The sequence below is a fragment of the Pseudomonas nunensis genome, assembly GCF_024296925.1.
In the GTDB taxonomy this organism is placed as follows: Bacteria; Pseudomonadota; Gammaproteobacteria; order Pseudomonadales; family Pseudomonadaceae; genus Aquipseudomonas; species Aquipseudomonas nunensis.
On sequence record NZ_CP101125.1, the window covers coordinates 5,011,672 to 5,025,375 of the forward strand.

The following is a 13,704-nucleotide window of genomic DNA, read 5'->3' on the forward strand; positions in this document are numbered from 1 at the left end:
TTCGTCGCTAACCAAGCTACCGAGAACCGATCATGTCCGAAGACAACATCCTCACCGCCCACGGCTGGGTTCGCGGCCGGCTGATTCACCAGCACGGCAAAGTCGTGTCCATCGAAGGCGTGCCCTGCGATCCGGCCGACAATGACCTGCCTTACCTGCTGCCGGGTTTCATCGACCTGCACGTTCACGGTGGCGGCGGCAAAGACATCATGGAAGGCGCCACGGCCTTCGAAACCATCACCAAAACCCACGTGCGTTTCGGCACCACCTCGCTGCTGGCCACCACCATGACCGCGCCGAGCGAAGAGATTTCCAGCGTGCTCAAAGCCGTCGGCGAGTTCTGCGAGCAGCGCCCGCAAGGCAGCGCCCGAGTGCTCGGCGTGCACCTTGAAGGCCCGTACATCAACCCCGGCAAACTCGGCGCCCAACCGAATTTCGCCCACACCGCGTTGATGGCTGAAGTCGAAGCGTACCTGGCGCTGGCACCGATCCGCGTGATCACCATTGCTCCGGAAATCGCCGGTCATGACGCGTTGATCCGCGCCCTCAGCGCTCGCGGCGTGCGCATGCAGATCGGCCACACCCTCGGCAGTTACGAGGAAGGCGTGGCCGCGCTGGATGCCGGCGCCACCAGTTTCACCCACCTCTACAACGCCATGAGCCCGCTGCATCACCGCGAACCCGGCATCGTCGGCGCGGCGCTGGCTCACGCCAAATATGCCGAACTGATTCCGGATTTGTTGCACGTGCACCCCGGCGCCATGCGCGTGGCCCTGCGCTCGATCCCGTGCCTGTATTGCGTCACCGATTCGACCGCCGCCGCCGGCATGCCCGACGGTGAATACAAACTCGGCAGCCACACCGTGACCAAATGCCTGGGCGGTGTGCGCCTGGCCGACGGCACGCTGGCGGGCAGCACCCTGACCATGGATCAGGCCCTGCGCAACCTGGTGAAGATCGGTTTGCCGATCGCCGAGGCCTCGCAGCGACTGTCGCAATTCCCCGCCGACTACCTCGGCATTACCGAACGCGGGCGCCTGCAACCCGGCGCCTGGGCCGACTGCGTGCGGCTGGATCGCTCACTCACACTGACCGCCGTCATGGTCGAAGGAGAAGACATTGACTTCAAAAATGCTTGAGGAGGCGCTGTCCTCGTTGGAGGCCGTGCAAGCCCAACTGCAGCAACTCGACCCGCAGATGATCGAGATCGCCGGGCGCCTGCGTCGTCAGCCGCCGCAAGTGGCGATGACCGTCGCCCGTGGCAGCTCCGACCATGCCGCCAGTTATTTCGCCTACCTGACCATGCAGCAACTGGGCATCCCGGTGGCGTCGTTGCCGATGTCGGTGGTGACCATGCAACAGGCCCCGTTGAAGGTCAGCGGCCAGGTCGCGTTTGCGTTCTCGCAATCGGGGCAAAGCCCGGATCTGGTGAACAGCCTGCGTCTGTTGCGCAAACGCGGCGCCCTGAGCATTTCCATGGTTAACGCCGCCGACTCGCCTCTGGAAGCGGCATGCGAATTCAGCCTGCCGCTGCTGGCCGGCACCGAAAGCAGCGTCGCGGCGACCAAGAGCTTTATCGCCACCCTCAGCGCCAGCGCCCGGTTGATTGCCCATTGGAAAGAAGACGTGGAATTGCTCGAGGCGGGTCTGGCTCTGCCGGAAGGTCTGCGCGACGCGGCGAAACAGGATTGGAGCGTGGCCATCGAGGCCCTGCGCGACTGTCAGCGCTTGATGGTGATCGGCCGTGGCGCCGGTTTTGCCATCGCCCAGGAAGCCGCACTGAAATTCAAGGAAACCTCGGCGATCCAGGCCGAAGCCTTCAGCAGCGCCGAAGTCCGTCACGGCCCGATGGCGTTGATCGGCGAGCAATACCCGCTGCTGGTGTTCGCCCCGCGCGGTGCCGAGCAGGCCGGTTTGCTGAGCCTGGCGGCAGACATGCGTCAACGCGGTGCTCGTGTGTTGCTGGCGGCGCCGGATGACGTCAGCGAACGCGACCTGACCCTGACCCGCGCCGAACACCCGGCCCTCGATCCGATTTTGGCGATCCAGAGTTTCTACGTGATGGCCGCCGGTTTGGCCGTCGCCCGTGGCATGGACCCGGACCAGCCGCGACACCTGAGCAAAGTGACGCGCACCCATTGATTGAAGGATTCCCGTAGGAGCTGACGAGTGAAACGAGGCTGCGATCTTTTGACTTTGGTTTTTAAAAGCAAGATCAAAAGATCGCAGCCTCGTTTCTCTCGACAGCTCCTACACAGGTCCTACACAACCCCTACAGGGGCGAGTGAACCGAACCGAATTGTTTACTGATGAGTACCGAGCCATGCACAACAACAATAAAGAGCTGACCCTCAGCGCCCCGCTCAGCGGCCCGGTGCTCACGCTCGCCAAAGTCCCGGACCCGGTGTTCGCCAGCGGCGCCATGGGTGACGGGATTGCTATCGATCCGATCAACGACACCCTCCACGCCCCGTGTGCCGGCGTGGTGGTGCACGTCGCCCGCACCGGCCACGCGGTGACCTTGCGTGCCGACAACGGTGCCGAACTGCTGCTGCACCTGGGCCTCGACACTGTCGAGTTGCAGGGTGAAGGTTTTTCGATGCTGGTCAAGGAAGGCGCACGCGTCGCCAACGGCCAACCGCTGCTGCGCTATGACCTGGACAAGGTCGCGCAGCAATGCAAAAGCCTGGTCAGCCTGATGATCCTGACCAACAGCCAGGATTTCCAGGCGCGGCCGATCACGTTGAAATCGGTGAAGGTCGGCGATCCATTGCTGCACATCGTGCGGCGGTTGGCTAATGGCGCTCAGGTCGAAGTCGACCTTTCCGGCATCGAAGTTCACGGCCACGTGCGCATCGCCCATCGCGGCGGTTTGCACGCTCGGCCGGCGGCGCTGATTCGCCAGACCGCGCAAGGTTTCAAGAGCAAATCGCAGCTGCATTACGCCGGCAAGTCGGCATCTTGCGACAGCTTGATCGGGCTGATGAGCCTGGCGGTTGGGGAGCAGGAAGAAGTGCAGGTCAGCAGTCAGGGCCCGGATGCGGAAGCGGCGCTGCAAGCATTGCTGACGGCGTTATCCACCGCCCTGGCCGAAGACACTCACGCCGCTGCGCCGACGCCGATTGCCCAACGTCATCGCCCCGCCGAAGCGGGTGTGTTGCACGGAGTTTGCGCGGCGCCCGGCCTGGTCGCCGGGCCGCTGTTGCGCTTGAACGCGATCAGTTTGCCGGTGGATGCCGGCAACCACGATCCCGAGCAACAACTGCAAGCCCTCGACACCGCGCTGAGCGTGGTGCGCAGCGAAATCGACCACACGCTGACCCAGGCCAGAAAGCACAAGAACACTGATGAAGAAGCGATCTTCGCTGCGCACCTCGCGCTGCTCGAAGACCCGGCGTTGCTCGACGCGGCGGCGCAATCCATCGACAAGGGCATGGCCGCGACTCACGCCTGGAGTCAATCCATCGAGGTGCAGTGCGACGTCCTCCAGCAACTCGGCAGTCCGTTGCTGGCCGAGCGTGCCAACGATCTGCGCGACCTCAAGCAACGGGTGCTGCGCGCCCTGCTCGGGGAAACCTGGCACTACGATATTCCGGCTGGCGCCATCGTCGCCGCCCATGAACTGACCCCGTCCGACTTGCTGCAATTGAGCCAGCACGGTGTCGCGGGGTTGTGCATGGCGGCGGGCGGCGCGACCTCGCATGTGGCAATCCTGGCTCGGGGCAAAGGCCTGCCGTGCCTGGTGGCATTGGGTTCGACGCTGCTGGATCAGGAGCAAGGCCAAGCGGTGGTGCTGGATGCCGACGGCGGTCGGCTTGAATTGACGCCGACCACCGAACGTCTGGCCGAGGTGCGTCAGGCACAACTCGATCATCAACAACGCCGCACTCAACAACAGGCGCAGGCCCACACTCCGGCGTTGACCGTTGATGGCTTGCACATCGAAGTCGCGGCCAATGTGGCGTCCAGCGCCGAAGCGGCGGATGCGCTGGCCAATGGCGCCGACGGTGTCGGTTTGTTGCGCACCGAGTTTCTCTTCGTCGACCGCAACACCGCGCCGGACGAACAGGAACAACGCCTCGCCTACCAATCCGTGCTCGATGCCATGGGCGACAAGTCGGTGATCATCCGCACCATCGACGTCGGCGGCGACAAGCAACTCGACTACCTGCCACTGCCGACCGAGGCCAATCCGGTACTCGGTTTGCGCGGCATTCGCCTGGCCCAGGTGCGCCCGGAATTGCTCGACCAGCAACTGCGCGCGCTGCTGCACGTCAGCCCGTTGTCGCGCTGCCGGATCCTGTTGCCGATGGTCACCGAAGTCGATGAGCTGCTGCACATTCGCCAACGCCTCGATGCCTTGTGCACCGAGTTGGAATTGACCCAGCGTCCGGAGCTGGGAGTGATGATCGAAGTCCCGGCCGCCGCGCTGCTGGCCGAGCAACTGGCCGAACACGCGGACTTCCTGTCCATCGGCACCAACGACTTGTCCCAGTACACCCTGGCCATGGACCGCGACCACGCCGGCCTCGCCTCGCGGGTCGATGCGCTGCACCCGGCGTTGCTGCGATTGATCGCCCAGACCTGCGCCGGCGCGGCGGTGCATAACCGTTGGGTCGGGGTGTGCGGCGCCCTCGCCTCCGATCCATTGGCCACGCCAGTGCTGATTGGCCTGGGGGTCAGTGAGTTGTCGGTGAGCCCGGTGCAGATCGGTGAAATCAAGGACCGCGTCCGCCATCTCGACGCGAGCGAATGCCGACGCATCAGCCAGGACCTGCTCAAGTTGAGCAGTGCCGGCGCGGTGCGTCATGCCTGTCACCAACATTGGCCTCTGAGCTGAACAAAAAGCTCTAAAACAAAAAGAACACAGGGAGATCCGCCATGTACCAATACTTTATCGAAGGCTTGCAGCGCCTCGGTCGCGCGCTGATGCTGCCGATCGCGATCCTGCCCATCGCCGGCCTGTTGCTGCGCCTGGGCGACACCGACCTGCTGAACATCGCGATCATCCACGATGCCGGCCAGGTGATCTTCGCCAACCTGGCGATGATCTTCGCCATCGGCATCGCCGTCGGGTTCGCCAAGGACAACAACGGCACCGCAGGTCTCGCCGGGGTGATTGGTTACCTGGTGATGATCTCCACGCTCAAGGTGCTGGATGCGAGCATCAACATGGGCATGCTCGCCGGGATCGTCAGCGGTTTGATGGCCGGCGCGTTGTACAACCGCTTCAAGGACATCAAGTTGCCGGAGTACCTGGCGTTCTTCGGTGGCCGACGCTTTGTGCCCATCGTCACCGGTTTTGCGGCTGTAGGCCTCGGCCTGGTTTTTGGCTATATCTGGCCGCCGATCCAACAAGGCATCAACAGTTTCGGCGCGTTGATGATGGAAAGCGGCAGCTTCGGCGCGTTCGTCTTCGGCGTGTTCAACCGCCTGCTGATCGTCACCGGCCTGCACCACATCCTCAACAATATGGCGTGGTTTGTCTTCGGCAATTTCACTGACCCAACCACCGGCGCCATCGTTACCGGCGACCTGTCGCGCTACTTTGCCGGCGATCCGAAGGGTGGCCAGTTCATGACCGGCATGTTCCCGATGATGATCTTCGGCCTGCCCGCCGCGTGCCTGGCGATGTACCGCAATGCCTTGCCGGAGCGGCGCAAAGTCATGGGCGGGATCTTCCTGTCGATGGCGCTGACCTCGTTCCTGACGGGTGTGACCGAGCCGATTGAATTCGCTTTCATGTTCCTCGCGCCGATGCTGTACCTCGTGCACGCCGTACTGACCGGCCTGTCGATGGCGGTCACCAATATGCTGAACATCCATCTTGGTTTTACTTTCTCCGGAGGCTTCATCGACATGGTGCTGGGCTGGGGCAAGTCCACCAACGGCTGGTTGGTGGTGCCGGTGGGGTTGGCGTATGCGGTGATCTACTACGTGGTGTTCGACTTCTGTATTCGCCGTTTCAACCTGAAGACTCCGGGGCGTGAAGATGTAGTTTCTGGTGAGCGGGTCGTGGTCGCCGAGAATGAACGTGCCGGCGCTTACATCAAGGCATTGGGCGGCGCTGCCAACTTGATCACCGTGGGTGCATGCACCACCCGATTGCGGCTGGACATGGTGGATCGCAACAAGGCCAATGATGCGGAATTGAAAGCGCTGGGCGCGATGGCTGTAGTGCGTCCGGGCAAGGGCGGGAGTTTGCAAGTGGTGGTCGGGCCGATGGCGGACAGCATTGCCGATGAAATTCGACTGGCGATGCCGGCGCTGGGTCGCGCAGTGATTAGCGCCCCAGCCGCCGCCGTCGAAACGGTAAAACCCGTCGCGCTGCCAGAAGCGCAACAGTGGCTGAATGCGTTGGGCGGTGGCGACAATGTGCTGCAAATGGACTGCATCGCCATGACCCGGATTCGCCTGCATCTGGCGGATGGCAAGGCGTTATCGGAATGTGAACTGAAGGCGCTGGGTTGTCAGGGTGTCAGCCAGTTGGAAGGTGGGGTTTGGCACCTGCTGATTGGCGACAAGGCGCCGAGTTTGAGTGGGGCACTGGAGGCGTTGGTCAATCGTAGTGAAGTGAGTGCGAAGGTCTAAAATCTCTGGCGCCTGTTAGTCCGTCTTCGCGGGCAATGAGTCGAGCACAAAGGTCTGTCCATACAAAACCTGTGGCGAGGGGGCTTGCCCCCGTTGAGGTGCGAAGCGCCTCCAAATGGGACTGCTGCGCAGTCCAACGGGGGCAAGCCCCCTCGCCACAGTTGCTCGCCGCTACTCCCGTGGATCTATCTGATCCAGCACCCGATTGGCGGTGATTTCCGCCAGCATCACGCTGTTTGAAATGCCCAGCAGGGCATTGCGCGAGCTGCCGTCCAGGAGGTCGATCAGGTTGTGGACCATTACGTCGACCGAGGCCAGGGTCTCGACTAGGTAAGCCATCAGGGTTTCGCGGGTGGCTTCGGGGCTTACGGCAAACAGGCTGCCGGGTGTGCGCGGGGTGGCTTTGATGTCGGCGAAGGAAGGGATGCGCTCGTCTAAGTCGCTGGGCGTTGTTGAATCGGTTTCAGGCGGGTTGGGCGTTACTTTGAACATGACTAACTCCTGAGGTGGAGCCGTTCACTCGTCGCTGCTAAACGAAGGGTGGCGGCTGTGCGCGGGTTAGCAGACCGGGAAGTTAGCAAACCGGCGCGTCCGAGGACGCCCCGCGCACAGCCACCATCAAGTTCAGGGATATGAAGACCTGACCGAAGGGAGCGTTATGCACCTCACTAACAAACGCGGGCTGCTAAACCCGATCACTGATGGGCAGTGACAGGATTCAAGTTACCGAGCAGCCCCAAGGCGCACAAGCCGGCGGATTCTGGCGTAGCCGTAGGCAAAGGCGCAAGAATTTGTAGCTCTCAGGAAGTTACCCGGAGGCGGTTTTAAACAAACACCCGTCATTTCCGTTTAATCATCGGACAGGCACATCCCACACTTCGAAAAACGATAAATATGTACCGCCACACCCCTCACCGCCCAACCCATGCTGATGGTTTCCGCCACCCACATGGAGCCTGTGCCAATGAGTCCCCCCGTTACTGCCCCGTCCTTCAGCGAGATCAAAGGCTATCTCAACCAGATTGGTCATCACCTGTTCAAGACCGACACCGCGCTGGTGCCCGAACAAAAACCCTCGGTCGAACAGCTCTATCTGAAGCGCCTGAACGGCATCCTGAAAAACGACCGCGAGCACTTCCTGCGCAAAAGCCGTACGCACTATCAAGCCCTGGAAAACAGCGATCTGCGCAGCCCCGCCGGCCTGAGCCTGCTGGCCACCCTCAAGACCGGGCTTAACGCGAAACTGCTCGACCTGGACCTGCGCGAGCAGATCGAGGGCAAGGGTCGCAGAGCGTTCATGAACGATGATGCGGGCTTCACCGCCATTGGCCACGAGGCCCGGCTCGGCGTTCAGGATCGCCTGCTGCACCCGCAGGAAGGCACCTTGCTTGAGAGTCTGGCGCTGGGCCCGACCCTGCGGCCGGGGCTGTATGCCTTGCAGTTCAGTTATCAGCAGAAGACCGTCGAGCTGGCGGGCGCCTTTGTCGCCACACAAAAAAACAGCCCCGTGGCCACAGCTTTGACGGACACCGCGAATGTCGGCCAGGTCTTGCTGTTCACGCCGTTGCGCGGCATCGAATCCTTCGCCTCCCTGGCCGAACTGGATGCCCATCTGTTGCAGAACCTGGCCAGCAACGCAGGACGCAACGAGTTCATGACGATGCTGCCTACTCGTTATCACGCGTTGAGCGCAGCGGGGACCTGGCCTCTGCAACTGTCGCCCATCGACGCAGAACCGTTGTTTGAACACACCTGCAATGCACTGATCGACAAACGTTCGCAGGATATCGAACAGGCCTTGAGCCTCGCGGACAACCCGGAACACGACCCTGCCCGTTTGATCAGCGCCCTGGACCGCGCCATCGGCGCCGCGTTGCCGGACCTCACCGCCCGCCTCGAACTGCGCGCCCAGGCCTTGCTCGAACGGTGCCTGCGCCACAGCGCCCCGGACTGGTATCGCAGCGCCAGCGAAACCCGACGGGCCACGCTGGCCGAGCATTTGAGCGAATACGACCAGTCACGCCAGCGCTTGCTGGACCTACTGGGGTCTGCCGGGTCCCCACAAACCCTGGCCCGGGATCAGTGGCTTGAACGGCTGAGCGATGAACTGGAAATCGATGACCTCGACCCACAACACGTGTACATCAACACCCGGCGCCAAATCGCCGGCATCGGTGCCCATGAGCACACTCGAAATCTGATCGACCTGGCGTTGCGCGGTCTGCACATTGGCGACGACCTGCCCGGTTCGGATTTCCTGGACAGCAGCACGCTCAGTTACAACGGGGCGCCCCTGCCCGCGTCCTACAAGGACCTGACACCGAGATGGCTCGCGCAGCAGTTGGCCACCCTGCAACCCCGGGTCGATTTTGCCGACGTGCAGAAACAGGCCCACGCCCGACCCGATGTCAGGCAGGCCATCGAACACATGCTCGACCGCCGGATCAATACACTGGCCTGGACCGCAGTGTTGCAGGGGCATTTGCGCGACGAGGATTTTGAATTGATCCAGCGTCTGCGCGCAGCCACCGATACACAGTTGAGCGCCGCCACCCTGGGTTCCAGCGCTTTGTCGCTGCACGGCGCGCAGCTGCTGGATATCTGGATACTGCGCCAGACTGACGCTGACGGCGTGGTCAAGCGAGTGCTGCTCTGCACACCCCAAGCGCCCGACAATCAGCATTTCCGCGCCTTCGACAGCGAACTGGCCTGCCGGCAGCACATCCTTGGCTGGGCCGGGGAATACGGTCCTGAGGCGCCTCCCGACAGCATGATCGACTACTTGATCACACGCGCCCCGCTGCGTTTTCGCGAGCACATGAAGCAGGTCGTCGCCGGCTTGAGCGTTCCTCCTCAAGCCCGCAAGGATAAAGAGCTGACGTTCAAGCAGGCCGACAGCCATCGCCAGTGCCTGAAATCGATGGCAGAACATCTGCTGGCCACGCGCACTGACGACTACGAATTCAGCACGCCGCTCTGGTATCGCTCCGCCGGCGCCAGAGCCCGAAAGAAACTCACGACCCTGGCCGAGCAGGCCGATGGCGCGTTGCAGATCTATAACGACCATCCATGGTCCGACAGCCGCTTTCCGGCCTTTGCCACCTACCTGCATGACCAGGCCAGGCAAAGCTTGAACCGACTGTTGGGTCGCCCCCGCAACGATGTCGATCCGGACACCGTCTGGGCATTTTCACCGCCCGATCTTATTGGCAACTGGACCCTGCCGCCGGTGACGTACACCCAGCTGTACCGCGACGGTTACGACCACAGCGTGGGTTTTATCGATGACAATTTCTCGCGCATGGCACGCTTCAAAGGCCCACAAGGGATCGACCTGGGTGCCCTGACCGCCGAAAACGTCACGCGCTCCGTCACCGGGATCTGGATTGGCCAACGTTACATCGACAAGCTCAAAACCGAACTGCTGAGCGCCCACGGTCGGGGCTATGCATTCAGACGTTATGCCGCACTGACGATCACCCAACGGCAGATGCAAAGCGCCGCGCTTGAGTCGCAACTGCAAGGGCACATTGCATCGGCTGACCTGCTATGGCTGGAACAAAGCATCGCCAGCATGGCCGATACCAACGCGACGACCCGTAACAGATACGCCATCCATCGCCTGCTGATCGATGGCGACTGGGTCATCGACACTTACCTGTTTCGTCACGCCGACAACCCTGTTCTGCTCTATACCCCCCAAGCACCCGACGGCATCTGTTTTCGGGAGGCCAGGCTGTTCAATTACTTGCTGAAAAAGCAGCCGGGCATCATCACCTATCTCACCGAGCGTGTCGGCGTGCAATCGCAGAACAGGGTCCGCGCCTTTTTGGAAGACGCGCAACGAAAGCTGCCTGAACACCTGAATAAAACCACGCCCAGTCCCGCGCGTTACGACTCTATCCACCGAGTGGCGCCGGTGCCCGACCTGCATCAGGTGCTGTACAACATGAAGCTGCAGCGCAAGATCGACGACGTGGCCGCCACCACCGTCAACCGCACGCAGATGATCACCGATATTCTCTGGACCTGCGTGGAATGGGTGGCGACGGTGGCCACCGCGCCGTTCCCGGTCTTGAGTCTGAGCGTCGGCCTGCTCCTGGCCTTCAAGGACGCCATGCTTGCGCTGCATGCTTACAACCAGGGTGATACCTCGGCCGCGCTTGAACACTTCATCGGTTATCTGCTTAACAGTGCGGGGGCGTTGTTTACGGATTTGCGTCCAGCCTTGCGCTCGCTCACCCCCATTGGCAAATCGTTGCGCCCGGCCATGGCCGCTGCAGAGCACGGCAAGTCCATGGCACTGATCCGCCAACTGGAACCCGTCGCGCCCGCTCCGGCAGACATGCAGCCGGTGTTCTACGGCGGGCAATCGCTTTGGGCGCCCAAGACCCCGGATGCAATCGGTCGCTACTTGTTGTATCGCCTGGACCCTGGCAGCGGCCAACTGGTTTCGACGACTCGCCTGGCCACACCGAACAGCGATGGCGTTTGGAAGCGCAGTGGCGTTTCTGGAGGAGCACCCAAGTATGAAACGGTGCCCGAAACACCCGGCCCGCATAAAGACTACGGGATGCCGTCAAAATATCGGGGCCAGCTTGAAAGTGTTCTGGACCCACAGACGCGGGCCAATGTGATGAGGTATAGCGAAGACCTCTTCGGGCGCCCCGGTATTGTCCTGGACACCGCCGCCCTGGAGTTGCGCAAATTGCGTGAGGTTTACCTGCAACAGGTCAGGCACCTGAGGAAAGACGCCGAGAAATTTTTCAACGAGCTTGCGCCTCTGCCCTCCCGTGCCGACGTCCCTCCCGTCGAAGCCAGTGCGTCGCTGGCGCAACTGATCGCCAGCGACACCTTTAGCGGCAACAAGCACTTGATCATCGGCGCCGTACCGGACTCCATTGCCAGCAAACAGGCGCTGATCATGCACATGGACGCCCTGGTCGACAAAGGCTACAAGCGTCTGTATCTGGAGTACCTGCCGGGGGACGTGTTCAGGCTCAAGCTGGAAAAACTCAACAGCGGCCAATCGTGGCGCCACATCGAGCTGCATCTGAAAGCCATCGACAATGCCTTCGGCTTCGCCGCGGACGCTGAATATTCCTACTTCGCCCTCGTGCGCAAGGCGCGGGAAAAGGGTGTGAAAATCATGGCGCTGGATGCCTCGGTTTCCTATCAACTGGACGATGCGCTGGTCATGGGCGAAACCCCGCCCACGACGACACGGGACAACCGTCTGAGAAACTTCTACTCGCACAAAGTCATCGAAGCCGATGCGAGCGATGTGGCGGACGAACGCTGGATGGCGCTGGTCGATCAGTCCCGCATGACCACGTTCAACCAGACCCCAGGCCTGGCAGACCTGCATAAAGCCGTGGCGCTGCGCATCGAAGACGTCGGACTGGAACAGCCCGTGGGCCTCTGGGTGGACGCCCCCGGCGCGATACCGGGCGACGTTCTGGCCAAGGGCGATTACCGCCTGACACTGCAAACGCCCTACAAGGCACCCAAGCCTGTCGCGCCGGCAGCCCCTGCGCCTGCACCTGCCGTGCAACATTTCAGCGACTTCGACATTGCGCCGTCACTCACCGATGACATTGTCCGGCTGCTGGATGATCCCCATGGCATGGACTCCCGGTACACGCCGTTCAATCCGGCGCGTCAGCAAGCCTTCAACAAATTCGTCGAACTGCGCTCAACGCTCAAGGCCAAGGCCGAAGGTTTCTTTACCGACTATGCCGCGCCTTCCAGACCGACTCTCCCGGCCATAACGTCCAGCACCACAGCGGAGTCATTCCTGAAACAGGTGGGTAGCGACAGCCAGTTGTCGGGGCTGGTCATTGGGGAGGGGCATATCCATCAGTCGAGCAAACGCTTGCTGAGGGAAAACATGAAACTCATCCGGGAAGCGGGGTTCAAGACACTCTACGTTGAGCACCTGCTGACGGATCTGCATCAGGCTGAACTGGATCTGTTTCAGCGAACCCAACAGCTTCCCCGCCGACTCAAGGCCTATCTCGGACGACAGGACCGTGGTCATATGCCCAACTACGGCGGGCCCGATACCTATACCGAAGTGGTTCAGGCCGCTGCCAAATACGGCCTGCGCATCAGGGCGCTCGACTGCACCGCCAGCTATCACCTCAAAGGTTTGCGGGGCTCAATGGACAAAACGCGAAACCAGATGTTCAGCTATTTTGCCACCCAAGTCATCCAGGCCGATCAGGTGGCCTACGGCCCGCATAAATGGATCGCCTTCGTCGGCAGTGCCCACACCAACAACAACCTCGGTGTGCCGGGGCTGGCCGAGATGCTGGGCGCGGTCGGCCTGCATGTCAGCGATGTGGCCCCGGCAATGGCCAGGAATATTCACGCCGGTTCATGGGAAGCATTTAGCTCGGGTACCCCGTGGAGGGCACTGCGTGGCGACTTTAAACTGCAAGTCGGTACGCTCGGGATGCCAGTGCCTGCGCCGTTTCTCGCTGTCGAACGGTCAAGGCTGACCCACACCGGGTATTTCCTGATCGAACGGCCTTCCGCCGCCGAGACTCGACTGGTGCACCGTTCCAACACCGGAGAAATTATTGCCACGCCCATCCAAGTGGACGATAGCGGGCTGTTCTATATCGATCGCTGGGGCAAGAAGGACCTGCGCTTCGAGTATCAGGACAGCTTGATTGCCATGCTGAGTGCGGAGGTCAACCTGACCCCTGTGCCGTAACGTCACGATCACGCCCAACAAAAAACCCGCTGGCCCTGATGGCCCAGCGGGTTTCTTGTTAAAGCAGCTGTCGGATCAGAAATCCTCCAGCTGCCACACTTCATAAGCCGGCGTCTCGTAGGGGTGACTGAGTTTCAACGCAGCCACTGCGGCCACGATCAACTCATCCGCCACCACCAGTTCTACTTTCCATTCTTCAACCTGCTCGACCTGCCCCGCTTCGCCAATAAACGGCTGACTGCCGTCAAGTGGACGAAACTGACCCAGGCCCAACACCTGCCATGCGCAGTGATCATAAGCGCCTATCCGTCCGCCACCGGCGGCGAATACGGCGCTTTTGACCTGTTCCACATGACTGGCCGGAACAAAAAAGCAGAGCTTGTACACAGCTA

At 61.6% G+C, this 13,704-nt stretch carries 7 protein-coding genes; 5 read left to right on the forward strand and 2 right to left on the reverse strand.

Going from position 1 to position 13,704, the window contains the following annotated elements; translation table 11 throughout:
• The first annotated feature begins 32 nt into the window (after window positions 1–32).
• From nagA to nagE, 4 genes are all read left to right on the forward strand, one after another.
• Window positions 33–1,139, forward strand: coding sequence for an N-acetylglucosamine-6-phosphate deacetylase (nagA, locus tag NK667_RS22095; protein WP_054054755.1), 1,107 nt, complete (start codon window positions 33–35; stop codon window positions 1,137–1,139).
• Entirely contained in the window at window positions 1,120–2,142 is a 1,023-nt protein-coding gene (locus NK667_RS22100; protein ID WP_152981023.1) for an SIS domain-containing protein, read from the forward strand. Before nagA ends, NK667_RS22100 begins: the two co-directional genes overlap by 20 nt.
• A 181-nt stretch (window positions 2,143–2,323) precedes the next feature.
• On the forward strand, window positions 2,324–4,840 hold the full coding sequence (gene ptsP / locus NK667_RS22105) for a phosphoenolpyruvate--protein phosphotransferase (RefSeq protein ID WP_054616050.1): 2,517 nt from the start codon (window positions 2,324–2,326) through the stop codon (window positions 4,838–4,840).
• A gap of 41 nt (window positions 4,841–4,881) precedes the next feature.
• Window positions 4,882–6,591, forward strand: coding sequence for an N-acetylglucosamine-specific PTS transporter subunit IIBC (gene nagE / locus NK667_RS22110; protein WP_054616051.1), 1,710 nt, complete (start codon window positions 4,882–4,884; stop codon window positions 6,589–6,591).
• 171 nt (window positions 6,592–6,762) lie between these two features.
• On the opposite strand, the gene NK667_RS22115 is transcribed toward nagE, so the two are convergent.
• The gene (locus NK667_RS22115) at window positions 6,763–7,083 is read right to left on the reverse strand and encodes a DUF6124 family protein (protein ID WP_054616052.1); all 321 of its coding nucleotides are present in this window, start codon (window positions 7,081–7,083) and stop codon (window positions 6,763–6,765) included.
• Between the two features lie 472 nt (window positions 7,084–7,555).
• On the opposite strand from NK667_RS22115, the gene NK667_RS22120 reads away from it, so the two are divergent.
• The gene (locus NK667_RS22120; protein ID WP_054616053.1) at window positions 7,556–13,312 is read left to right on the forward strand and encodes a membrane-targeted effector domain-containing toxin; all 5,757 of its coding nucleotides are present in this window, start codon (window positions 7,556–7,558) and stop codon (window positions 13,310–13,312) included.
• 75 nt (window positions 13,313–13,387) lie between these two features.
• On the opposite strand, the gene NK667_RS22125 is transcribed toward NK667_RS22120, so the two are convergent.
• On the reverse strand, window positions 13,388–13,699 hold the full coding sequence (locus tag NK667_RS22125; RefSeq protein ID WP_054054767.1) for a YqfO family protein: 312 nt from the start codon (window positions 13,697–13,699) through the stop codon (window positions 13,388–13,390).
• Window positions 13,700–13,704: the final 5 nt, after the last annotated feature.